Source organism: Amycolatopsis sp. NPDC098790 (genome assembly GCF_044759945.1).
Lineage (GTDB): Bacteria > Actinomycetota > Actinomycetes > Mycobacteriales > Pseudonocardiaceae > Amycolatopsis.
The window spans coordinates 2,327,749-2,348,571 of record NZ_JBIWAI010000001.1; the positions used below are offsets into that span (position 1 = coordinate 2,327,749).

Genomic DNA, 20,823 nt, shown 5'->3' on the forward strand with positions numbered 1-20,823 from the left:
ATGGAGGACAAACGGGGGCCGAACATCCGCGGCCGGCAGCTCGGGGAGCGGCTTCTCCGGCGCATGGCCGAACGGAACTGGGGCGTCCGTGAGATGTCACGGAAGCTGGACATGAGTGCCCAGTGGGTGTCGTCGGTGACCCGCGGGCTCCATCGGCCCGATCCGGTGCATTTGGCGCGCTTCCTGACGATCCTCGGGTTCCGCGGTGCTGAATACCGCGAGCTGATGGCGCTCGGGGAAGAGATCCGCAAGCCAGGGCTGCTGGAGAGCTACGCCGGCAGCTGGCAGGTGCAGACCCTGGCTTGGCACGAGGAACGCGCCACCGAGATCGCAGCTTTCCAGGGCGTTATCTTGCCGGGACTTCTGCATACCGCAGATTACGCTCGTTGCCTGATGGTCGAAACCGGCAACGTTGCATCGCCGGACGGTATCGATGAGCGAGTGTTCGCGCGTATGGCGCGGCAGCTGGTGCTCACTCGTCGCCCGATGATCGAGTTTCGGTTCTTCATCCACGAGTTCGCGCTACGCCTGCCGGTCGGTCGCGAGGACCGCTCGGTCATGCGGGGACAGTTGGCCCATCTGCTCCGGGTCTCGGCCCAGCCCAACGTATCGATCCGCGTGGTGCCCGCCAGAATCGGTGGTCATCCGGCCATCTCGGGTCATTTCAAGCTCATCGAATCGACCGAATTCGAGCCCGTGGTCTACATCGACCAGGAAATATCGTCGCTCTTCCTCGAAGCGCCGGACGAGATCGCGGTCTATCGGCAAGTGGTGGCCAGACTCGGCGATGCGGCACTCGATTCGGCGCAATCGGAGGCGTTCATCGCCGATCTGGCGGAATGACCTGGCGCGAACTCCTCAGCCGACTTCGCTGAACATCGGCGGCAAACCCTCCGCCAACCCCATCCGCACCGACTCCACCGGCACCGGAACCGCCCCGGCACCAGCCATCGGCAGCGGCCGGGGCCGTCGCGGCATCCGGGACCCCGCACCCCCACCCCGCCCCGGGTACACCAACAACCCCCGCACCGGATCCGGGACCGCGTCCAACGCCGCCGTCACCACCGGCAGCCCCCGGAACGCGTCCCGGCGCGATTCCGACGCGAACTCGATCTCCAGCACCACACCCCAGCGGTGTTCGTGCCAAACCCACTGCTCAGCGCCGTTCGTCAGCGCTGCCTCCGTGAGGGCGTCGCCGTGCGCCAGGCGCCACAACGTTGCCGAGGACTTGCCGTCGAACACTTCGATCGTCAGCCACTGGTCCATAAGTCGACATTAGCGCCGCGCGTAGCCCGTGGGTGTTGCGTTTCGGGTGCGATGGTGTGAGAGGGTATGGCCTGTGATGCGGATCATGGGGCGCCCTCGCGCGCTGGTCGCGGTCGTTTCCGGTGCTCTGCTGCTCGGCGGCCTGGCGGGCTGCGGCTCGGGCCCCAGCCAGGTCGGCAGCGCCGTCATCGTCGGGGACAGCTCGGTCTCGCTCGACCGCGTCCAGTCGATGATCGACCAGGCCGTCCGCGAACAGCCCTACGGCCAGAAGCTCGCCCGCGAGCACAAGCTCGACCAGCTCGGCCGCGAGATCGTCCGGCAGTCCGTCCTGCACGAGCTCACCGAGCGCGCCGCCCGGAAGGAAGGCCTCGTCGCCGACCAGGGGAAGGTCGCCTCGCTCGTCGCTCAAGAGAAGTCCGCTCCGGTCACCGACACCGGGCAGGGGGACTCCGTCGCCGTCACGCAGATCGTCTCGAAGCTGCGCGACGCGAACGAGGTCGCCCGCGACGTCGTCCTCGAAATGCAGCTCGCCGAGAAGTACCTGCCGAAGCTGTCCGTCGGCGCGGACTACGTCGGCATCGCCGCCACCAGCGAGACCGACCCCGAGGCCCGCGCCCGCGCGTTCGCCTACGCGCAGCAGTTCGCGGCCGACCCCGGGAAGATCCAGGCGACCGTCCAGCAGGCCGGGCAGGAAGCCCAGCAGGCGCAGCAGACCGGCATGCCCGGCGCGGGCGGCTTCTCCGACGCGGGCATGACCGAGCTCTTCGGCGCCGCCCAGTACCTCTCGCTGGCGCAGACGCCGCTCTTCGGCTCGCCGGCGAACAGCGTCGTCGCGTTCCAGGCGCGGATGCCCGCCAAGCCGGACTGGTACATCTTCGTCGTCCGCAGCCGCGGCACCGACAAGGCCGTCCCGGCCGACCAGGAAGCCCAGAAGCCCACCGACCAGCAGCTGACGTCCATCGGCACCCGGCTGCTGCAGCCGTACCTGGCCGACGCCGGGCTGCGCGTCAACCCCCGCTACGGCGTGTGGGATGTTGTCGGCATGAACCTCGCGCCGAACCAGGACGCCACGAAGGGCCTCGTCGTGCCCTTGCGCGGTGCCGCACCCGCCCAGCAGTGAGCACGGGTGTCGTCGTAGTCGTCCGCGGGGCGACGCTGCCCGCCGCGGCACTGAAGATCCTGCGTGACTCCACCGCCGTGTACGCGGCGACGGACATCGACGCGAGCGTGTTCGGCATCCCCGCCATCACCGAGGCACCCACTCTGAAGGACGTCGTGCTGCTCGCCGGGTCCCGGGACGAACCCGCGGCCTCGCTGCTCATCGCGACCGGCGCCGACGTCATCGAGACACCGGCGCCGCCGCTGGTCGAGGCCGCCGAGGTGATGGACCGGCTCCGCTCGCCCGGCGGCTGCCCGTGGGACGCCGCCCAGACGCACGATTCCCTCCGCCAGTACCTCGTCGAGGAGACGTACGAGCTGCTCGACGCCATCGAGTCGGGCGACCGCGAAGCCCTGCGCGAGGAGCTCGGCGACGTCCTGCTCCAGGTGCTGTTCCACGCGCGCGTCGCGGCCGAGGACCCCGCCGACCCGTTCGGCATCGACGACGTCGCCGCCGAGCTCGTCGCGAAGCTGGTCGGCCGGCACCCGCACGTGTTCGCCGACGCCGATGGCGTGCACACCGTCGAGCACCAGAACGTCAAGTGGGAAGAGCTGAAGCAGCAGGAGAAGCAGCGCAAGTCCATTGTGGACGGCGTCGCGCTCGGTCAGCCGGCGGTGGCGCTGGCCGGCAAGCTCGGGCAACGCTCCGGGCGCGCGGGCATCCCGCTCGACCTCTTCCCGGCCGGCACCGGCGCCGCGGCCCAGCTGTTCCGCATCGCGGCGACGGCGCGGCGTGCGGGCGTCGACCCGGAGGGTGAGCTGCGGGCGATCGCGAAGCAGTTCGCCGAAGACATCCGGGCCGCCGAGCAGGCCGCGCGCGACGCCGGCCTGGAGCCGACAACCCTGGAGGCCGACGGCTGGCGCAAGTTCTGGCCCTCCCACGACTGAGCCGAAGCGGAACTTTCCCTATGAAAGCTCCCACCTGGGGGCGGAGCTTTCATAGGGAAAGCTCCACTGTGACGCAGCACACAGTCGGGTGAGAACCGTTGGCGGGTGCCCGGCGTCTTGCCTGGTGTGAGGAAGCTGCCGCTGGAAGACGCCGACGAGGAACACCTCGTCCGGCGCACGGCCAAGGGCGACCGCGCGGCGTTCGAGGAGCTGTACCGCCGCACGGCGCCCTGGCTCGCCGTGCGCCTGCGCCGCCGGTGCGCGGACGAGCAGGTCGTCGCCGAAGTCATGCAGGAGACGTTCCTGGCCGTCTGGCGCGCGGCGGGCTCGTTCGCGGGCGCCGCGGCCGGCGGCAGTGCGGTCGGCTGGGTGTGGACGATCGCCGCGCGCCGGCTGGTCGACGCGTTCCGGCGCCGGGCGCACCACGCCGAAGTGCCGGCGGAGGTGGCCCTCGACGTCGCGCCCGTGCCGGCGGCCGAGGACGTCGCCCTGGCGACGGCGATCGGTGACGACGTCGGCGACGCGCTGCGCGACCTCGCCCCCGAACTGCGGCAGGTGCTGCAGGCGATGGTGCTCGACGGGCTGACCGTCCGCGAGACCGCCGTGCTGCTCGGGCTGCCGGAAGGGACCGTCAAGACCCGTGCCCGCCGGGCGCGGATCGCGATGCGGGAGGCACTGTCATGACCCATGCGTCGGACGAGCTCATCGCCGGCTACGCGGCGGGCGACGACCTCCCGGGTGATCGGCTGTGGGGCCTCGAAGCCCACCTCGAGACGTGCCCGGCGTGCCGGGCGCGGCTAGCGGCGGTGGCGCCGGTGCAGCCGGTCGTGGCCGCTGTCTGGGACCGGATCGCCGTCGACCTGCGGCCGCAGCCGCGGCCGTCCCGGCGGCGGTGGCTCGACACGTGGGTCACCCCGGCGATGGTGCCGTGGCTGGCGATGATCGGGCTGGTCACGCTGGTCGCGGTCGTGCTGGACCAGGTCTGGCACGTCGCGCTCGACGACGTCACGGGCGTGCAGCTCTTCGCGCCGGTGCTGCCGGTGCTCGGGGTGGCGGCGTCGTGGGCGCGGGGGCTCGACCCGGCGTACGAGGTCGTCGCGGCGACGCCGCGGGCCGGGCTCTACCTGGTCGCGCGACGGACGGTGGCGGTGCTCGCCGTCGTCCTGCCGGTGCTCGGCGTCGCCGGGTGGCTGACCGGCACCGCGCCGGCGCTCTGGCTGCTGCCGAGCCTGGCGTTCACCACGGGAACGCTCGCGCTCGGCGGGCTGATGGGGATCAGCCGGGCGGCGTACGCGCTGCTCGGCGTGTGGGTCGCGGTCATCGTCCTGCCGAGCCTCGCGGCTCCGGGGCGGGCTTTCGCGCTCAGCATCGGGGCAGTGCCGGTGTGGGCGGGGATCTTCGCGCTGACCACGGTGGTCGTCGTCCTGCGCAGGGCGGCGTTCACCCGGCTCGGCGCGCACCACTAGGGAGGAAGAGATGCGGGCAGTCGGAGCCGGCGAAGTCGCGCCGTCGACCTACGCCTGGGAGATCCAGGCCGAGGCGCTGAAAGTGCGGGTCGGGCGGCGGAAGATGGCGGTGGACGGGCTGGACCTGTCCCTGGGCAAGGGGGTGCACGGCCTGCTCGGCCCGAACGGGGCGGGCAAGACGACGCTGATCCGCGCGCTGGCGACGGTGCTGCGGCCGGCGTCGGGCACGTTGACGCTGCTCGGCGGGACCGGACAGCGCGCGCTGCGTCGCCGGATCGGGTACCTGCCGCAGAACTTCGGGTACTACAAGCGGTTCACGGTCCGCGAGTTCGTCGAGTACCTGGCGTGGCTGAAGGAGATGTCCAAAGAGGACATTCCGGGGGCGGTGCAGCGCGCGATCGAACGGGTCGGCCTGGCCGACCGCGCGGACGACCGGATGAAGACGTTGTCCGGCGGCATGGTGCGGCGGGTCGGGATCGCGCAGGCGATCGTGAACGACCCGGACATCCTGCTGCTGGACGAGCCGACGGCCGGCCTCGACCCGGCCCAGCGGGTCCGGTTCCGCGAGCTGGTCCAGGAGCTGGGACGGGACTCCTGCGTGCTGATCTCGACGCACCTGGTGGAGGACGTCGCGACGGCGTGCACGGACGTCGTGCTGTTCGCGGAGGGGAAGCTGGTGTTCCAGGGGACACCGGACGAGCTGGCCGCGGCCGGCACCGCGGAGCACGTGGGGGACAGCCCGATCGAGCGCGGGTACTCGGCGCTGCTGGACCACCGGCCGGGTCAGGGGGCGTGGTGATGGTCCTGCGCATCGAACTGCGGCGCTCGATCGCGCCCTGGGCCGGGCTGGCGCTGCTCGTGGTGGCGCTCGGCTTCCTCTTCCTGCTGTCCGGGCCGTGGTGGAAGGTGCCCGCGCCGTGGACGGCGAACACGACGACCACCGCGCTGTGGCTGCGGTTCCTGCTGGTGTTCCTGTGGCCGATCGCCGTCGGCGCCGGGGCGATCCAGGGCATGCGCGACAGCCGCTCCGGCATGGTCGAGCTGCTGGCGACGACGTCCCGACCGGGCTGGCACCGAGCGATCCGGCTGGCAGGCGCGGTCGGGGCGCTGAGCGGGCTCGCGTTCCTGCTGGTGTTCGGCGTCGGCCTGGCGGAGGTGCTCGGGCACGGCGGGTTCGTGTCCGCGGGCTTCCTGCCGGTCGTGCTCGTCGGCCTGCTGGCCGTCGTGGCGGGGAGCTGGGCCGGCCTGGCGGTCGGCAGGCTGCTGCCGCACCCGCTGACCGCGCCCGCGCTGGCCGTGCTGTCACTGGTGGGCTCGATCCTGGCCTGGACGTCGCTCGAAGGTGGCGTGCTTTCGGTGGAGTACAACCGGTTTGGTGTGCTGGCGCCGGTTCTCGGGCAGCCGCGCGGCGCGCTGGTGACGACGGCGGCTTCGGTGGACGCCGGGCAGCTGGTGTGGTTCGCGGGGCTGGCCGCGACGGGGTTCCTGCTGCTGGCGGCGAACTCCGTGCGGGCCCGGCTCCTCGGCCTGCTCCCGGTGGTGGCCGGGGCCGCGATCGCCCTGCCGGTCTTCCCGGCTTCCGGCGACGGGCTCCTGGTACCGGACAGCGTCGCCGCCCAGAAGGTCTGCGACGGGCCGATCTGCGTCACCCGGGCGCACGAAGACAGGCTGGCCGCGTTGGCCGTGCCGGGCCGGGAAGCGCTGGCCATGCTGGCGAAGCTGCCCGGCGCGCCCACCCGGATCGAGGAGGAGACCGCGCCGAACTCCCTCGCGGGCCCGCCCGCCCGTGACCCCGGCGTCGTCCGCCTGGACTTCCAGCGCAACGACGTCCTGCTGACGGCGAACGCGGACGACCTGCGGCTCGCGGTGCTGTCCGGCGCCGGGTTGCCTTCGTGCGGCCATCCGTACGGCGGCAGCCTCGCCGACCTGGGGGCCCGGATGATCGCGGGGGCGTACTTCACCGGGGAGCTGAAGCCGTTGCCCGAGTACGCCGGGCGGTGGTACGCGAGCCAACCCGGCCCGGTCACGCAGGCGTGGGCGGACTTCCGCGCGCTGCCTCGGGAGGTTCAGTTCACCCGGATCGTCGCGCTGCGCCAGGCGTTGCTGACCTGCCAGGGCGACCCGCTCGACACGCTGGTGCCGGGGTACCGGCGATGAGGTGGGCGACGCTGTACGCGCGTTCGCGGCAGGTCCCGGCGGCGGTCACGGCCCTGCTGCTCGCGACCGCCGGGCTGTGGTTCCTGGCGCGGGACTCGTGGTCGCCGCTGCCGGTGATGCTGACGCTGACGGCGGGCATCGCGGTGGCGGCGATCGGGCTCAGCGGCCAGGACCCGGACCTCGACCGCACCGCGGCGCTGCCGTGGCCGATCCGGCGGTTCGCGCACTTGGCGCTGATCGGCGTGGCAGCCGGGGGCGCGGTGCTGGCGGTGCAGCAACTGGGCTCGACGACGGTCGACATGTCGATCATCCTGCGCGACACGGCGGGGCTGCTGGGGTTGGCGGGTTTGGCGGCGACGGTCGCGGGCGGCCAGTTCGGGTGGACGCTCCCGTTGCTGTGGGCGGCGGTGACGCCGTTCGTGCCGGACGACGGCACGACGACGAGCGAGGTCGTGTCCTGGCTGGTGCAGCCGGCGGGGACGTCGGCGGCCATGTGGACGGCGCTGATCGCGGCGGTCGCGGGAGTGGTGGCGTACACCGCTTGGGGAGGTCGGCGCTGACGCCGTTCCGCCGCACGGAAAGCCGCGGCCGCCACGGGAACCCCCGGTGCCCCGTGGTGGCCGCGGCCGACCGGCGTGTCACACGTTGCGGATGTTCGTCTCCAGCTCCAGCGGCTCGCGATCCCAGTCCTCGACCCCGAAGGCCAGGATCCGCTCGGGCCGGATCCGGATCACGGCGTCGTCGAAGTGGCTGTCGCCGAGACCGACTCCCGTCAGCGCCTCCGCGTGGCCGCGGATTTCCAGGCAGCGCACGCGCCACGGGTTCGTCGAGGGCAGGTCGTCGACGACGAACGCCACTCGGCCGTTCTCGCGGACGTTGCGGAACTTCTTGCTGCCGCTGAGGTTGTGGCCGGTGACGTCGATGGCCTTCTCGTCCGGGTTGTACCGGAACCCGACCGGGTTGACCTGCAGCGTTCCGTTCGGCTGCTGGGTCGCGAGCCGGCCCAGCGGCTGGGCGTCGAGGTACTCGAGCTCTGCTTCGGTGAACATGGCACCAGCCTTCAACTTCAAGGGAGGTTGAAGTCAAGCCTCGGCGCGAACCGCGAAGCGATCCGTTCGTGGGCGGGACCGTCCGGGTGGAGCTCGTCCGGCAGCGGGAACTCGGCGTAGTCGTCGGGTCCGTACAACGACAGCCCGTCCACGTAGTGCAGAGCCGGGTCCGAACGCTGCGCCACGATCTCCGCCAGCACGTCGCGGATCACCTCCAGGGTGAGCTTTCCGTCGCCCGGTTCACCGGTCGCGCGGAAGCGCACGACACCCGACGCCAGCGCCTCGTGGTCGAAGTCGCCCGGGCCTGGAGTCTTCTCGTGGATCGGGCAGTACAGCGGCGAGACGACCAGCAGCGGCGTCGACGGGTGGCCCTCGCGGATCGTGTCGAGGAACCCGTGCACCGCCGGGCCGAACGCGCGCAGCCGCATCACGTCCGCGTTGACGACGTTGATGCCGAGCTTCACGCTGACCAGGTCCGCCGGGGTGTCGCGCAGCGCGCGGGCGGTGAACGGGTCGAGCAGCGCGTTGCCGCTGAAGCCCAGGTTGACCAGCTCGACGCCGGCCGAAAGCGCGGCCAGCGCGGTCCACGTCGTCGACGGGCTCGCCGCGTTCGAACCCTGGCTGATCGAACTTCCGTGGTGCAGCCACACGCGCTCGGCCCGGGAAGCGGGCGTCACCGGAGCGTCGGTGCGCAACGCGACCAACGTCGTCAGTTCGTTGTGCGGCAACCAGATCTCGACGTCCTTGTCGTGCCCGGGCAGGTCCGCGAACCGCACGCCGGCGGGCGCGGTCGCCTGCGCGGCGAGCTTGCCGTCGACCAGCAGGTCGTAGACGCCGTCCGGCCGCGGCGGCGCGCCCGGGTACTCGATCTTCGTCGGCAGCGTGTCGAGTTCGATCAGGCGAGCCGTCGTGCGGAACCGCAGGCGGACGCCGGCGGGCTGCGCCTCGGCCATCGCGAGCCGCGGGTCGGTGTTCTGCGCCCGCGCGCGGGCCGGCAGGCGGTGCGGGACCAGGCCGCGCGGGGTCTTCTCGAGCTCGAGGGCGCCGCGGACGAAGTCGTCGAGCGGGGTGGTGATCATGAACTCGGCCAATCGCGGAGAAGGGAATCGAGGACGTCGAGGAGGCGGGTCCAGCTATCGGGCGCCGCGGGCGGGCTGTGGTCGAAGCCGCCGTCGGCTTCGAGGGCGACGAACCCGCGGACGAAGCTGCCCAGGAGCCGGACAGCGTGCGTTTGGTCCGGCCCGGTCAGGTCGTAGCCGCGCAGGATCGCGCGCATCAGTTCCGCGTGCCGCACGCCCGCGCTCGCCGCCGCGGTTTCGGCGTCGAGCCGCAGCTGCGCCGCCGCGAACCGGCCGGGGTGCTCCCGGGCGTAGTCGCGGTGGACGTCGGCGAACGCGATCAGCGCGTCCCGTCCGGACCGCCCGGCCAGCGCGACGGACGCCCGCTCGGCGAGCTCCTCCAGGGCCAGCAGCGCGATCCGCGTCCGCAGGTCATGCGCGTTCCTGACGTGCGAATACAGGCTCGCGACCTTGACGTCGAACCGGCGCGCCAGCTCCGACGGCGTCACCCGGTCGAAGCCGAGTTCGTCGGCCAGCTCGGCGCCCGCGCGGACGAGCCGCTCGGTCGTCAGTCCGGCACGCATCATCGTCTCCACCTCCTAAAGCCAATGTAGATTTACCTAAAGGCTTTAGGCAAGGAGATAATGGGTGACATGCGCCGCCAAGCCGTCAGCTCGTCGACGATCGCGTCGATCGGCTACGACCGGGAGGAGCACCTCCTGGAGATCGAGTTCGTGAACGAGAGCGTCTACCGGTACCGGCTGGTGCCGGAGTCGGTGTTCCGCGACCTGATGGCGTCGCCGAGCCACGGGCGGTTCTTCAACACCCGGATCCGCGACCGGTACCCGACGGAACAGGTGGACTAGCGCCGGTCAGTTCTTCTTCAGCTCCTCGGCGAGCATCACGATGATGCCGCTGGGGCCGCGGACGTAGGTGAGCCGGTAGATGTCCTCGTACGTCGCCACGCCGCGAAGCGGATGGCAGCCGTGCCTCGCGGCGATCTCGAGGGCTTCGTCGAGGTTGTCGACGGAGAAGCCGACGCGGTGCATGCCGATCTCGTTCGGACGAGTGGGCTCCGACTCGATCGCTTCGGGGTGGATGTACTCGAAGAGCTCGACGCGGCCGTGACCGTCCGGCGTCTGGAGCATCGCGATCTTGGCGTGGTTGCCGTCGAGGCCGACGGCGGTGTCGGTCCACTCGCCGCTGACCGTGTCGCGGCCGACGACGGTGAGCCCCAGGTCGGTGAAGAAGGCGATCGTCGCTTCGAGGTCGCGAACGGCGATGCCGACGTTCTCAAGTTTGATGGCCATGCCGTGCATGCTATCGACGACGCCCAGCAGCTCTTAGGCGAACAGCCCGTCGCCCCAGTAGCCGGTCTTCGAAACGCCCGGCGGCACCGCGAAGTGCGCCGAACCGGTGTGCTGGACGTACTCCATCATCGCGTCCTTCGAGGACAGCGCCTGCTGCATCGGGACGTACTGCGAGCGCGTGTCACGGTTGAACGCCAGGAAGAACAGCCCCGCCTCGAGGTGTCCGACGCCGTCCGAGCCGTCGACGAAGTTGTAGCCCCTGCGCAGGATCCGCACCCCGTTCAGCGCCTGGTGCGACGCCAGCCGGACGTGGGCGTCCGCCGCGATCAGGGGCTCGCCGCCCGCGCCGCCGACGTCGAGGTCCAGCTCGTCGAACTCCGCCGTCTGCCCCAGCGGGGCGCCGGTGCCCTTCGTGCGGCCGACGATCTGCTGCTGGCCCTCGAGGGTTTCGCGGTCCCACGTCTCGATGTGCATCCGGATCCGGCGCGCGACCAGGTACGAGCCGCCCGCCATCCACGGCTGGCCGTCGGCCGCCGTGGCCCACACCTGGTCGCGCAGGAAGTCCGTGTCCTCGGACTTGATGTTGTTGGTGCCGTCCTTGAAGCCGAACAGGTTCCGCGGCGTCGCCTGCGCCCGCGAGGTCGACGAGCTGCGGCCGAAGCCGAGCTGCGACCAGCGGACCTCGGTGACGCCGAAGCCGAGGCGCACCAGGTTGCGGACCGCGTGCACCGCCACCTGCGGGTCGTCCGCGCAGGCCTGGATGCAGAGATCACCGCCGCTGCGGGCCGGGTCGAGCTTGTCCTTCGGGAACAGCGGCAGGTCGATCAGCTGCGGCGGCCGCTTGCCCGCCAGGCCGAACCGGCCGTCGAACAGCGACGGCCCGAACCCGATGGTCAGCGTCAGGTTCGACGCCGGCAGGTCGAGCGCCTCGCCGGTGTCGCCGGGCGGGGCGTACTGGCTTCCGTCGACCGCGCCGCCCGCCACGACCTCCTGGCCCGCGGTCATCCGGCGGGCCGCGTCGGTCCACGTCTTCAGCAGCTGCCGCAGCTTCTCGCGGTCCTTCGTGGTGACGTCGAGGGCCGCGAAGTGCAGGTTCGCCTGGGTCGGCGTGACGATGCCGGCCTGGTGCTCGCCGTCGAAACCGACGACGTTCACCGCCGCCTCGGCACTGCCCGTCGCCTTGTCGATCCCGATCCCGGCGGCGGCCCCCGCCCCGGCGAGCGCGACCCCCGCGCCCGCCAGGCCGAAGAGCTTCCGCCGCGAAACCCGCGTGCCCTCCGCCGACGTCACTTCGACACGACCTCCGCAACCTTGCTCAGCGGCTCGCTCAGCGCGTCCACGGCCGAAGCGAACTCCTTGACCTGGTCCTGGGAAAGATCCGTGTAGAGCTTGAAGCCGTCACCCGCGCGCTGCTTGTCGAGCAGACCCTGGACGTTCGCGAACTCCTTGTCCAAAGTGGACACCAAAGCCGGGTCCTTCGCCTGCAGGATCGGCCGCAGCGAGGTGATCGCGCCCTTCGAACCGTCCACATTGGCCTGGAAGTCCCAGAGGTCGGTGTGCGAGAACGTCTCCTCCTCGCCGGTGATCTTGCCGGTCGCGACCTCGTCGAGCAGGCCCTTCGCGCCGTTCGCGAGGTCGAGCGCGGTCAGTTCGAGGGTCTTCGTCTTCGCGACCAGGTCCTTGACGTCGGTCAGCAGCTTGTCCGCGATCTGCGGGCTGTCGGCCTGCAGGCCGCTCTTGAACAGGTCCTTCTCCAGCCGGTGGAAGCCGGTGAACTGCTGGCCCGGCTCGAGGTCGGCCTCGCGGACGTCGATGGCCGGGTCCAGGTCGCCGAACTTCTCGGCCACCGGCTCGATGCGCTCGTAGTAGACGCGGGTGCGCGCGTACGCGGCCTTCGCCTCGTCGACCTTGCCCGCCTTGACGAGGTCGACGAACTTGGCCGTCTCCTCTTCGAGGGCGGCGGTGTTGTTCGCGACGTAGTCGGCGTAGCTCTTGGTGGCCTGGGCCTTCTGCGCGTTCGCGTCGTTCTGCTTGGGCGCGCCGCCGGTGACGGTGAAGTCGCCGCGGATGCCGTTGCCTGCCATGCCGGGCTTGCACGCGGTCTGGTACTTGCCGGCGTCGGCGACCTCGACGATCAGCCGCCGGTTCAGGCCGGGCGCGATGTTCTCGACCTCGCCCATGATCCGGTCGCCCTCGGCGTAGAGGTAGAACTCGGTGACCTTGCTGCCCTTGTTGGTGATCTCGAAGGTGACGTTGCCCGCGTTGGCCGTGGTGGCCGAGACCTCGCACGCGGTGTCGGACGCCGAGACCTTGATCGGGCCGCCGTCCGCCGCGGCACCGGCGGTGTCGCTCTTGCTGTCGCAGGCGGACAGCGCCACCAGGGCGGCGGCACTGGCCAGCACGGCCAGCGGGGTGGTCTTGCGCACGGTCACTCCTTCGAGGCGGCCGCGGCGGCGGGCGCCGGCGCGGTCTTCTTGCTGGGCTTGAGGAACAGCGGCAGCACGATGACGACGTAGGCGACCCAGGCGATGGCCTGCAGGACGGTCGTCTGCTGCGAGTAGTTGAAGATGCCCTTGAGCAGGGCGCCGTACCAGGACGTCTCGGGCAGCGTGCTCGACGCGTCGAAGGCGAGCGTGTTGATGCCCGGCAAGAAGGCGGCCTCCTGCAGGTCGTGCAGGCCGTAGCCGAGCACGCCCGCGGCGACGAACACGAGCAGGACGCCGGTGATCGTGAAGAACTTGCTCAGGTTGAAGCGGACGGCGCCCCGGTAGAGCAGCCAGGCGAGCACGACCGCGGCCGCGATGCCGATGGCGAAGCCGATCAGCGGCTGCACGGTGTCCGACTGCGCGGTCTGGACGGCGGAGTAGAAGAACACCGCGGTCTCGAGCCCTTCGCGCCCAACTGCGAGGAACGACAGCAGCAGCACGGCGGCCGGGCCGACGTCGAGCGCGTCGTCCATCTTGCCGCGCAGCTCGGCGGCGATGCTCTTCGACGCCTTGCGCATCCAGAAGATCATCGCCGTGACGAACACGACCGCGACGATCGAGAGGCTGCCGCCGAGCAGCTCCTGGTGCTCGAAGGAGAGCTGGGCAGTCGTGTAGGTCAGGACCGCGCCGACGGCGACCGACAGCAGCACCGCGGCGCCGACGCCCGGCCACACCCAGCGCAGCGCGTGGCGCCGGTCGGTCTTGACCAGGAACGCCACCAGGATGCTGACGACCAGCGCGGCTTCCAGGCCTTCGCGCAGCCCGATCAGCGCGCTCGAGAACAACACCGGTCCGCCTCCCTGGGTTTCTGCCTTCCGAGATGGTTTTAGGTAAGGCTCACCTGTAAGTCCAGCGCGTGTTCGCCGGCTCGAAACGATGCAATCGGACAAACAGGGCATCGGTTCGAAGTTAGGTTAGGGTAACCGCAGGTCAGGGGCCTGCGCGTCGACTCGATAACGAAATCTGTGACGTCGCTGGCAGCGGGCTTGTTTTAACCATCCGCTTGCCTGACCAGGCTTCCGGGTGACCCCCTTGAGTGGCTCCGTAACCTGATCGGGTGGCCGATACCGCTCAGCCGACCGTCACGCCTCCGTCGTCGCCTCCGGGCGGTCCGCCGAGGCGGTACGTCAGCCGGATCGCCCTCGCGCTGGGACTGGTGCTCACCGGCGTGATCCTGGTCGTCACGATCGGTGTCCGGAATCCGGACGCGCCCGCGGCGGCGCCGCCGGCCCAGCCGGCGCTGGCCATCCCGGAGCAGCGCCCGCAGCCCGGCGCCGAGTCGCCGCGCGCCGGGCTCGCCGCCCCGGTCGACCGGCCCGCGGTGTCCGATCAGGCCGAACTGGACGCGTGGGCGACGCGCGTCGCGGACAAGACGCACCTGCCCCCGCGCGTGCTCGCCGCGTACGGCCGGGCGGAGATGTGGATGCAGCGCCAGAAGCCGACGTGCCACCTGTCGTGGGCGACCCTCGCCGGCATCGGCCGGGTGGAGACCGAGCGCGGGGACTTCGACCTCTCGGCGATCGCCGCGAGCGGCCGGGTCGTCAAGCCGGTGGTCGGGCCGCCGCTGGACGGTTCGCCGGGCGTCCCGGCGGTGCACGACACCGACGGCGGCAAGCTCGACGGCGACAAGTCGTGGGACCACGCGATCGGCCCGCTGCAGTTCCTGCCGTCGACGTGGAAGAAGTACCAGGAGCGGGCCAACGGCGACGGCGGCGCCCCGGACCCGCAGAACGTGGACGACGCGGCCTTCACGGCGGCGCGGTACCTGTGTTCGGGCGGCGACGACCTGGGGACGCCGGCGGGGTGGTGGCGGGCGATCCTGTTCTACAACTCGGGAGTCGCGTACGGCCAGGACGTGTTCAGCGCGGCGGACGCCTACGCCGAAGCGAGTGTCGCGCCTTAAAGCTCGCGGTCGGCGAAGAACGGCGTCACGGCCATCAGGACCAGCAGCAGCAGCCCGGCGTAGGCGCCCAGCGTGACGAAGATCGACATTTCCGGTTCCTCCCTGGTAACGGTCTGGAACCAGCTTCGCGTCCGGAGGGGTCGCGCGGATCGGCCGAGGGGCCCGCGTTGATCGGCCGAAAGTCTGATGCCGCCCGGGCCGTTCGGCCCTGGCGTCAGGTGTCGCGCAGGGCGATGTGCGCCTTGACCTCGCTGATCGCCTCGAGGTACTCCGGCACCGGGTTCATCGCCGACGCCATCCGCATCTGGGCCAGCGCCTCGACGAACCGGCCGAGGCGCTGCAGCGTCCGGCCGAGGATGAACCGGGCGTAGTGGTCGGTTGGGTCCAGCTCGAGCACCCGCGTGAACGCCTGTTCGGCGCGCCGGAGCTGGGCGGAGTGGAAGTACGCGCGCCCGGCCAGGAGGTGGACCGACGGCTTGTCCGTCTCGGTCTCCAGCAGGGGCTGCAACGCCTTCAGCGCGTCCAGCGGACGGCGGCGGCCGACCAGATCCTCAGCCTGGCGGAAGGCGTGGAACCGCGACTCCTCGGGAGGCTGCGAAGCAGCTGCGGCGTCCGTCATGGTCATCCCACGTTACCTCGGAAGAGGGGGTTGCACACGCCGCCGATCGGGACGTGATGGACTGTGCCGCCATGAGCAGCCCGTACCGGGGCCTGGCGCCCTACCTCTACTACGCCGACGCCACCGAGGCGCTCGCCTGGCTGACCAGGGTCTTCGGGTTCACCGAGGAAGTCCGGTTCTGCGACGGCGCCGGCGAGGTGTTCCAGGCGACGCTGCGCGCGGGTGAGGCGCGGATCCAGATCGCCGGCGTCGGTCCGGACTACTGGCAGGCCAAGGGCGTCGACGGGCCGGTCGGCCAGCTCAACATCCTCTACGTCGACGATGTCGACGACGTCTACGAACGCGTCGAGACGGCACTCGGCGACGAAGGCGAGCTCGACCCGCCGCAGGACCAGCCCTACGGCGCCCGCGTGTTCACCGTCGCCGATCTCGGGGGCAACAGCTGGACGTTCTGGCAGCAGACGTCCGAGACCGTCGAGCTGCCGCCGGGCTGGCAGGCCGTCCGCGGCGGTGAGTCCTCCAACGGGTGAACAGCCATGACGGCTAGGCTGGGCGCGTAATCGCAGGCAAGACGCACCGAGGAGCATGGCGTGGCTCTCATCGAGCAGGTAGGCGCGCGCGAGATTCTGGACTCGCGTGGCAACCCGACGGTCGAGGTGGAGGTGGCCCTCGACGACGGCACGCTGGCGCGGGCCGCGGTCCCGTCGGGTGCGTCGACCGGTGAGCACGAAGCGGTCGAGCTGCGGGACGGCGACACCGGCCGCTACAACGGCAAGGGCGTCGAGCGCGCGGTCGCCGCGGTGCTCGACGAGATCGGCCCGGAGATGGTCGGCATCGAGGCCGTCGACCAGCGGATCGTCGACCAGAAGCTGGTCGACCTCGACGGCACGCCGGCGAAGTCCCGCCTCGGCGCGAACGCCATCCTCGGCGTCTCGCTGGCCGTCGCGAAGGCCGCCGCGGAGTCGGCCGAGCTGGAGCTGTTCCGCTACCTGGGCGGCCCGAACGCGCACGTGCTGCCGGTGCCGATGCTGAACATCCTCAACGGTGGTTCGCACGCGGACAGCAACGTCGACGTGCAGGAGTTCATGATCGCGCCGATCGGCGCGGAGACCTTCCGCGAGGCCCTGCGCTGGGGCGCCGAGGTCTACCACTCGCTGAAGTCGGTCCTGAAGGGCCGCGGCCTTTCGACCGGTCTGGGCGACGAGGGCGGCTTCGCGCCGAACCTGGCGAACAACCGCGAGGCGCTCGATCTGATCCTGCAGGCCATCGAGAAGGCCGGCTACACCCCGGGCCGCGACGTCGCGCTCGCCCTCGACGTCGCCGCGACGGAGTTCTTCGCCGACGGCGCGTACACCTTCGAAGGCAGCAAGAAGAGCGCGGAGCAGATGTCGGCCTACTACGCCGAACTGCTGCGCGACTACCCGCTCGTGTCCATCGAGGACCCGCTGAGCGAGGACGACTGGGACGGCTGGGTCACCCTGACCGCCGAGGTCGGCGAGAAGGTCCAGATCGTCGGCGACGACCTGTTCGTCACCAACCCGGACCGCCTCGAGGAGGGCATCACCCGCCGCGCCGCGAACGCGCTGCTGGTGAAGGTCAACCAGATCGGCACGCTGTCGGAGACGCTCGACGCGATCTCGCTGGCGACGTCGTTCGGCTACAAGTCGATGATGAGCCACCGCTCGGGCGAGACCGAGGACACGTTCATCGCGGACCTGGCGGTCGCCACCGGCGTCGGCCAGATCAAGACCGGTGCCCCGGCCCGCGGCGAGCGGATCGCCAAGTACAACCAGCTGCTGCGCATCGAGGAGACCCTCGGTGACGCCGCCCGGTACGCCGGCGAGCTGGCCTTCCCGCGGTTCAGCGCCGAGGGCTGAACCTGCGATGGCGGATCGGGGCAGGACGACGCGCGGTCGTCGCGGAGGCGGCGGGGCCTCGCGGGCCGGCGGGGCTTCGCGTGCCCGCCGCCCGGAGGCCGCGCGCGCCGGGAGCCCCGGTTCCCGGCCACCCCGGACCGCCGACGGCACGACAGCGGCGCGGCGCCGCACCGGCGACGCGGACACGACCCGGGCCCGGCTGCGCCGGAGCCTGGCGGCGAAGCGCGCGTCCGGTGCGGCGAAGGTGCTCGGCATGTCCACCACCCGCCGCGCGGCGGTGGTGGCGATCGTGGTGTGCGCGCTGGCGTTCACCATCGCCGTGCCCCTGCGCACGTACCTCGCCCAGCGGACCGAGATCCGCGAGCAGCAGGCGCAGCAGGCCCAGCTGCAGCAGACGGTCGCCGAGCTCCAGGGCCGCAAGGCGGAGCTGAGCGACCCGGCGCAGATCGAGGCGGAGGCCCGGCGGCGGCTGCGGTACGTCAAGCCGGGCGAGACGCCTTACATCGTGCAGCTGCCGGAGGACAAGGCCCCGGACGCGGCACCGCAGCAGGGACAGCAGCCGGCCGCGGCGGGCTCCTGGTACGAGAACCTGTGGAACCAGGTCTCCGGCGGCTGAACTAACCTTGACCGCGTGAACAGCACGCAGCAGCACCGGTTCGAGCCCGTCACCGACGCCGACCGCGAGACCATCGCGGAGCAGCTCGGACGGCCGCCGCGGGCGTTGCGGGCCGTTGCCGCGCGGTGCCCCAGCGGCCACCCGTCCGTGGTGCAGACCAGCCCGCGGCTGGAGAACGGCACGCCGTTCCCGACGCTCTACTACCTGACCTGCCCGAAGCTGAACTCGATGATCGGCACCATCGAGGCGTCCGGGCTGATGAAGGAAATGACCGAGCGGCTGACCACCGATCCCGAGCTGGCCGCCCAGTACCAGCGCTGCCACGAGACCTACCTCGCCGAGCGCGACGCGATCGAGCCGCTCGGCCACCAGGTCACCGCCGGGGGCATGCCCGGCCGCGTCAAGTGCCTGCACGTGCACGTCGCCCACTCGCTCGCGGTCGGTCCCGGCGTGAACCCGTTCGGTGACGAGACGCTCGAGCTCCTTAAGTCGAACGGGTGGCCCTCGGGGGACTGCGCCGCGTAACGCTCGCGGCTTGTGAACAGATAACTGGTCTGGGTGAGCGAAAACCCCATTCGGTTCTCTCGAAGGGGTGAAACCTCGCGTCGGGTACGGCAGGCTGTCACCCGGGCGTGGTGACCGATCCGGCCAGGAGGGCTCTGAGACATGCGCGTGTGGCGGCTGCCTGACGCAGTCGGGAGTCACGCCCGAAGATTCGGGCTCCGCCACCGCACCGCGTTCCCCCTGATCACCGGCATCCTCGCGGTGATCCCGGCGCTGGCGGCCGGTGGCGGCACCCTCGGCTGGCTCGGCGGCACCGGTGACCACACCCGCGACGCCGCCCTGAGCCAGGGCTACGACCCCGGCAACGCCGCCCTCCAGCAGATCGCCGTCGACGGCACCCTCCCCGGCGCGCCCACCCCGCTGCCGCTTCCGGCGTACGAGCTCCCCGACGGCCCCCTCGGCATCCCGGCCACCGCGCTCGCCGCGTACAAGAACGCCGCCGACATCCTGGGCCGCGAGCTGCCCGCGTGCCACATCGACTGGGCCCTGATCGCGAGCATCGGCCGGATCGAGTCCAACCACGCGCGCGGCGGCTATGTGGACAGTGCGGGTACCACCCGCGAACCGATCCTCGGCCCGCAGCTCAACGGCCAGGGCGGGTTCGCCGCGATCCCGGACACCGACCAGGGCCTGCTCGACACGGACCCGGTGTGGGACCGCGCGGTCGGGCCGACGCAGTTCATCCCGGCGACGTGGAAGGGCTACGCGTCCGACGGCAACGGCGACGGCAAGTCCGACCCGAACAACATCTTCGACGCGGCGCTGGCGACCGGCCGGTACCTCTGCTCCGGCGGCTTCGACCTGTCGAACCCGGACCAGCTGCGCGGCGCGATCTACCGGTACAACAACTCGGACACGTACGTGAACACCGTGATCCTGTGGGCCGAGGCGTACCGGAACGGGATCATGCAGGTGCCGGACAGCACGGTCCCGGTCGGCGCGCCGAACGCGGCGGCGCTCCCGGCACCGCCGGCCGTCCCGCCGCCTCCGGTCCCGACGACCACGCCGCCGGCGCCCACGACTACGCCAAGCGTTCCGGGCTCGACTTCGACCGGCCCGACCACGTCGAAGCCGGCCTGCACGCCGCCGACCACGACGGTCACGACCACGACCGAAACGTCGACGACGACCACCCCGCCGCCGTCCCCGACGACGACCGGAACCGGCGAGACCACGCCGAACCCGACGACCACGCCGCCGCCCCCGACGTGCGGGACGGTCACCTCGGTGACCACGACCACGACGACCACGACCGTGGGGCCGCCACCCGCCGGTTAGGGTGATCGCATGCCTCGTGTTGCCGCGATCGACTGTGGGACCAACTCCATCCGCCTGCTCGTCGCCGAGCTGACGCCGCGTCACGACGGCACGGTCGACCTCCGCGACCTGCACCGCGAGATGCGGATCGTCCGGCTCGGCCAGGGCGTCGACGCCACCGGGCAGCTGGCTCCCGAGGCGATCGAACGCACGCGCGCCGCGCTCGCCGACTACACGATCGCCGCGCGGCGCAAGGGCGTCGAGAAGGTGCGCATGGTCGCCACGTCCGCGACCCGCGACGCGAAGAACCGCGACGACTTCTTCCGGATGACCCGCGAGACCCTGGGCGTCGAGGCCGAGGTGATCACCGGCGACGAGGAGGCGCGGCTGTCCTTCACCGGCGCGGTGGGCGAGCAGGACCCGGACGACGGCCCGTTCGTGGTGTCCGACGTCGGCGGCGGCTCGACCGAGCTGGTCCTCGGCACGTGGGACGGCCGCAAGGCCGAGGTGCTCGCGGCGAAGTCGGTCGACATCGGCTGCGTCCGCATCACCGAGCGCGCGCTGAAGAGCGACCCGCCGGCCGCGGAGGAGATCGCCGCCGCCCGCGACCTGGCCGGCAAGGTGCTGACGGAGGCGTTCGACGTGGTCGACGTCGCCCGCGCTCGCACCTGGGTCGGCGTCGCCGGCACGGTGACGACGCTGTCGGCGATCGCGCTGGGGCTGCCGGAGTACGACAGCGAGCGGGTCCACCTGTCCACTTTGGGCCCGGCGGACATCGACCGGCTGGCGTCGCGCCTGCTGTCGGAGAACCACGCGCAGCGAGCGGCCAACCCGGTGATCCACCCGGGCCGGGTGGACGTGATCGGCGGCGGCGCGGTGGTGGTCCAGACCCTGGCCGAGCAGTTGGCGGCCCGCGGCGGCCCGACCGAGCTGGTCGTCAGCGAGCACGACATCCTGGACGGCATCGCCCTCTCCCTGGCCTGACCGACCGGGCGCGTTCGCGGGACGCCTTTGTGGGCGGTCCCGTGGCGCCGACCAGGCCGGGCATCGATGGCGGTGCGCGGCGCGTGGCCTGGCACCGCCGTGGTCCGGCACCCGGCCGACCTTCGCCCTCTCCGCGGCTTGACCGACCGCCACCCACGTCATGAA

General features: G+C 71.5%; 25 protein-coding genes. 16 read left to right on the forward strand and 9 right to left on the reverse strand.

Translation table 11 applies throughout. The annotated features are described in order from the left end of the window. On the forward strand, positions 1–843 hold the full coding sequence (locus tag ACIQWX_RS11700) for a helix-turn-helix domain-containing protein (protein ID WP_400868430.1): 843 nt from the start codon (positions 1–3) through the stop codon (positions 841–843). Positions 844–858: 15 nt separating this feature from the next. On the opposite strand, the gene ACIQWX_RS11705 is transcribed toward ACIQWX_RS11700, so the two are convergent. Continuing rightward, on the reverse strand, positions 859–1,266 hold the full coding sequence (locus ACIQWX_RS11705) for a hypothetical protein (protein ID WP_400868432.1): 408 nt from the start codon (positions 1,264–1,266) through the stop codon (positions 859–861). Between the two features lie 85 nt (positions 1,267–1,351). Here ACIQWX_RS11705 and ACIQWX_RS11710 point away from each other — a divergent pair, with 85 nt between their 5' ends. The 7 genes from ACIQWX_RS11710 (at position 1,352) to ACIQWX_RS11740 (ending at position 7,495) form a co-directional block, all read left to right on the forward strand. Continuing rightward, positions 1,352–2,386, forward strand: coding sequence for a hypothetical protein (locus ACIQWX_RS11710; RefSeq protein ID WP_400868434.1), 1,035 nt, complete (start codon positions 1,352–1,354; stop codon positions 2,384–2,386). Next, positions 2,383–3,312 carry a MazG family protein gene (locus ACIQWX_RS11715; protein WP_400868436.1) on the forward strand — a complete coding sequence of 310 codons (930 nt, stop codon included), beginning with the start codon at positions 2,383–2,385 and terminating at the stop codon, positions 3,310–3,312. Before ACIQWX_RS11710 ends, ACIQWX_RS11715 begins: the two co-directional genes overlap by 4 nt. Before the next feature lie 126 nt (positions 3,313–3,438). Further along, positions 3,439–3,996: an RNA polymerase sigma factor gene (locus ACIQWX_RS11720; protein WP_400868438.1), complete on the forward strand. Its 558-nt coding sequence runs from the start codon at positions 3,439–3,441 to the stop codon at positions 3,994–3,996. Then, complete coding sequence (locus ACIQWX_RS11725; RefSeq protein ID WP_400868440.1) at positions 3,993–4,778, forward strand: zf-HC2 domain-containing protein; 786 nt, start codon at positions 3,993–3,995, stop codon at positions 4,776–4,778. Before ACIQWX_RS11720 ends, ACIQWX_RS11725 begins: the two co-directional genes overlap by 4 nt. Positions 4,779–4,788: 10 nt before the next feature. Next, a complete protein-coding gene (locus tag ACIQWX_RS11730) occupies positions 4,789–5,577 on the forward strand; it encodes an ABC transporter ATP-binding protein (protein WP_400868442.1) in 789 nt (262 codons plus the stop codon). Next, complete coding sequence (locus tag ACIQWX_RS11735; protein ID WP_400868444.1) at positions 5,577–6,935, forward strand: hypothetical protein; 1,359 nt, start codon at positions 5,577–5,579, stop codon at positions 6,933–6,935. The genes ACIQWX_RS11730 and ACIQWX_RS11735 overlap by 1 nt, the downstream gene beginning before the upstream one ends. Then, positions 6,932–7,495 (forward strand): hypothetical protein, encoded by a 564-nt coding sequence (locus ACIQWX_RS11740; RefSeq protein WP_400868446.1) that lies wholly within the window; start codon positions 6,932–6,934, stop codon positions 7,493–7,495. Before ACIQWX_RS11735 ends, ACIQWX_RS11740 begins: the two co-directional genes overlap by 4 nt. A gap of 78 nt (positions 7,496–7,573) precedes the next feature. On the opposite strand, the gene ACIQWX_RS11745 is transcribed toward ACIQWX_RS11740, so the two are convergent. Genes ACIQWX_RS11745 through ACIQWX_RS11755 form a run of 3 tightly spaced genes read right to left on the reverse strand, consistent with a single transcriptional unit; the run spans position 7,574 to position 9,629 of the window. Next, positions 7,574–7,984, reverse strand: a complete 411-nt coding sequence (locus tag ACIQWX_RS11745) for a PPOX class F420-dependent oxidoreductase (protein ID WP_400868448.1) — start codon at positions 7,982–7,984, stop codon at positions 7,574–7,576. Between the two features lie 17 nt (positions 7,985–8,001). Beyond that, complete coding sequence (locus ACIQWX_RS11750) at positions 8,002–9,063, reverse strand: SGNH/GDSL hydrolase family protein (protein ID WP_400868450.1); 1,062 nt, start codon at positions 9,061–9,063, stop codon at positions 8,002–8,004. Next, positions 9,060–9,629 (reverse strand): TetR/AcrR family transcriptional regulator, encoded by a 570-nt coding sequence (locus ACIQWX_RS11755; RefSeq protein WP_400868452.1) that lies wholly within the window; start codon positions 9,627–9,629, stop codon positions 9,060–9,062. The genes ACIQWX_RS11750 and ACIQWX_RS11755 overlap by 4 nt, the downstream gene beginning before the upstream one ends. Positions 9,630–9,695: 66 nt before the next feature. Between ACIQWX_RS11755 and ACIQWX_RS11760 the strand changes: the two genes are divergently transcribed. Continuing rightward, positions 9,696–9,908 (forward strand): KTSC domain-containing protein, encoded by a 213-nt coding sequence (locus ACIQWX_RS11760; protein WP_400868454.1) that lies wholly within the window; start codon positions 9,696–9,698, stop codon positions 9,906–9,908. 6 nt (positions 9,909–9,914) lie between these two features. Here ACIQWX_RS11760 and ACIQWX_RS11765 read toward each other — a convergent pair whose 3' ends face one another. From ACIQWX_RS11765 to efeU, 4 genes are read right to left on the reverse strand one after another with little or no spacing between them, the layout of a single operon-like run. Beyond that, positions 9,915–10,352, reverse strand: a complete 438-nt coding sequence (locus tag ACIQWX_RS11765) for a VOC family protein (protein WP_400868456.1) — start codon at positions 10,350–10,352, stop codon at positions 9,915–9,917. Positions 10,353–10,385: 33 nt separating this feature from the next. After that, positions 10,386–11,642 carry an iron uptake transporter deferrochelatase/peroxidase subunit gene (efeB, locus tag ACIQWX_RS11770; protein WP_400868458.1) on the reverse strand — a complete coding sequence of 419 codons (1,257 nt, stop codon included), beginning with the start codon at positions 11,640–11,642 and terminating at the stop codon, positions 10,386–10,388. Further along, positions 11,639–12,784: an iron uptake system protein EfeO gene (gene efeO, locus ACIQWX_RS11775; protein WP_400868460.1), complete on the reverse strand. Its 1,146-nt coding sequence runs from the start codon at positions 12,782–12,784 to the stop codon at positions 11,639–11,641. The genes efeB and efeO overlap by 4 nt, the downstream gene beginning before the upstream one ends. Further along, positions 12,781–13,626: an iron uptake transporter permease EfeU gene (gene efeU / locus ACIQWX_RS11780; RefSeq protein ID WP_400868462.1), complete on the reverse strand. Its 846-nt coding sequence runs from the start codon at positions 13,624–13,626 to the stop codon at positions 12,781–12,783. Before efeU ends, efeO begins: the two co-directional genes overlap by 4 nt. Before the next feature lie 368 nt (positions 13,627–13,994). On the opposite strand from efeU, the gene ACIQWX_RS11785 reads away from it, so the two are divergent. Next, positions 13,995–14,741, forward strand: a complete 747-nt coding sequence (locus tag ACIQWX_RS11785; RefSeq protein ID WP_400869548.1) for a murein transglycosylase — start codon at positions 13,995–13,997, stop codon at positions 14,739–14,741. 214 nt (positions 14,742–14,955) lie between these two features. Here ACIQWX_RS11785 and ACIQWX_RS11790 read toward each other — a convergent pair whose 3' ends face one another. Then, entirely contained in the window at positions 14,956–15,360 is a 405-nt protein-coding gene (locus ACIQWX_RS11790) for a tetratricopeptide repeat protein (protein WP_400869550.1), read from the reverse strand. A gap of 71 nt (positions 15,361–15,431) precedes the next feature. On the opposite strand from ACIQWX_RS11790, the gene ACIQWX_RS11795 reads away from it, so the two are divergent. The 6 genes from ACIQWX_RS11795 to ACIQWX_RS11820 all read left to right on the forward strand — a co-directional run bounded on the left by ACIQWX_RS11795 (position 15,432) and on the right by ACIQWX_RS11820 (position 20,658). After that, positions 15,432–15,890 carry a VOC family protein gene (locus ACIQWX_RS11795; protein ID WP_400868464.1) on the forward strand — a complete coding sequence of 153 codons (459 nt, stop codon included), beginning with the start codon at positions 15,432–15,434 and terminating at the stop codon, positions 15,888–15,890. A 60-nt stretch (positions 15,891–15,950) separates the two neighbouring features. Then, positions 15,951–17,237 (forward strand): phosphopyruvate hydratase, encoded by a 1,287-nt coding sequence (eno, locus tag ACIQWX_RS11800; protein ID WP_086865093.1) that lies wholly within the window; start codon positions 15,951–15,953, stop codon positions 17,235–17,237. A 253-nt stretch (positions 17,238–17,490) separates the two neighbouring features. After that, the gene (locus tag ACIQWX_RS11805; protein ID WP_400868467.1) at positions 17,491–17,853 is read left to right on the forward strand and encodes a septum formation initiator family protein; all 363 of its coding nucleotides are present in this window, start codon (positions 17,491–17,493) and stop codon (positions 17,851–17,853) included. 15 nt (positions 17,854–17,868) lie between these two features. Beyond that, positions 17,869–18,378 carry a DUF501 domain-containing protein gene (locus ACIQWX_RS11810; RefSeq protein WP_400868469.1) on the forward strand — a complete coding sequence of 170 codons (510 nt, stop codon included), beginning with the start codon at positions 17,869–17,871 and terminating at the stop codon, positions 18,376–18,378. A gap of 141 nt (positions 18,379–18,519) precedes the next feature. After that, positions 18,520–19,695, forward strand: coding sequence for a lytic transglycosylase domain-containing protein (locus ACIQWX_RS11815; RefSeq protein ID WP_400868471.1), 1,176 nt, complete (start codon positions 18,520–18,522; stop codon positions 19,693–19,695). A gap of 9 nt (positions 19,696–19,704) precedes the next feature. Further along, complete coding sequence (locus ACIQWX_RS11820; protein WP_400868473.1) at positions 19,705–20,658, forward strand: exopolyphosphatase; 954 nt, start codon at positions 19,705–19,707, stop codon at positions 20,656–20,658. Positions 20,659–20,823 lie beyond the last annotated feature (165 nt).

Bases quoted from the DNA above. Each gene is read 5' to 3' on its own strand.
- ACIQWX_RS11700 (WP_400868430.1), top strand. From the start codon at position 1: ATGGAGGACAAACGGGGGCCGAACATCCGCGGCCGGCAGCTCGGGGAG.
- ACIQWX_RS11805 (WP_400868467.1), top strand. From the start codon at position 17,491: ATGTCCACCACCCGCCGCGCGGCGGTGGTGGCGATCGTGGTGTGCGCG.
- ACIQWX_RS11725 (WP_400868440.1), top strand. From the start codon at position 3,993: ATGACCCATGCGTCGGACGAGCTCATCGCCGGCTACGCGGCGGGCGAC.
- ACIQWX_RS11730 (WP_400868442.1), top strand. From the start codon at position 4,789: ATGCGGGCAGTCGGAGCCGGCGAAGTCGCGCCGTCGACCTACGCCTGG.
- ACIQWX_RS11740 (WP_400868446.1), top strand. From the start codon at position 6,932: ATGAGGTGGGCGACGCTGTACGCGCGTTCGCGGCAGGTCCCGGCGGCG.
- ACIQWX_RS11815 (WP_400868471.1), top strand. From the start codon at position 18,520: ATGCGCGTGTGGCGGCTGCCTGACGCAGTCGGGAGTCACGCCCGAAGA.
- ACIQWX_RS11765 (WP_400868456.1), bottom strand. From the start codon at position 10,352: ATGGCCATCAAACTTGAGAACGTCGGCATCGCCGTTCGCGACCTCGAA.
- ACIQWX_RS11710 (WP_400868434.1), top strand. From the start codon at position 1,352: ATGGGGCGCCCTCGCGCGCTGGTCGCGGTCGTTTCCGGTGCTCTGCTG.
- ACIQWX_RS11795 (WP_400868464.1), top strand. From the start codon at position 15,432: ATGAGCAGCCCGTACCGGGGCCTGGCGCCCTACCTCTACTACGCCGAC.
- ACIQWX_RS11705 (WP_400868432.1), bottom strand. From the start codon at position 1,266: ATGGACCAGTGGCTGACGATCGAAGTGTTCGACGGCAAGTCCTCGGCA.
- ACIQWX_RS11745 (WP_400868448.1), bottom strand. From the start codon at position 7,984: ATGTTCACCGAAGCAGAGCTCGAGTACCTCGACGCCCAGCCGCTGGGC.
- ACIQWX_RS11750 (WP_400868450.1), bottom strand. From the start codon at position 9,063: ATGATCACCACCCCGCTCGACGACTTCGTCCGCGGCGCCCTCGAGCTC.
- ACIQWX_RS11735 (WP_400868444.1), top strand. From the start codon at position 5,577: ATGGTCCTGCGCATCGAACTGCGGCGCTCGATCGCGCCCTGGGCCGGG.
- ACIQWX_RS11755 (WP_400868452.1), bottom strand. From the start codon at position 9,629: ATGATGCGTGCCGGACTGACGACCGAGCGGCTCGTCCGCGCGGGCGCC.
- ACIQWX_RS11790 (WP_400869550.1), bottom strand. From the start codon at position 15,360: ATGACGGACGCCGCAGCTGCTTCGCAGCCTCCCGAGGAGTCGCGGTTC.
- ACIQWX_RS11820 (WP_400868473.1), top strand. From the start codon at position 19,705: ATGCCTCGTGTTGCCGCGATCGACTGTGGGACCAACTCCATCCGCCTG.
- ACIQWX_RS11760 (WP_400868454.1), top strand. From the start codon at position 9,696: ATGCGCCGCCAAGCCGTCAGCTCGTCGACGATCGCGTCGATCGGCTAC.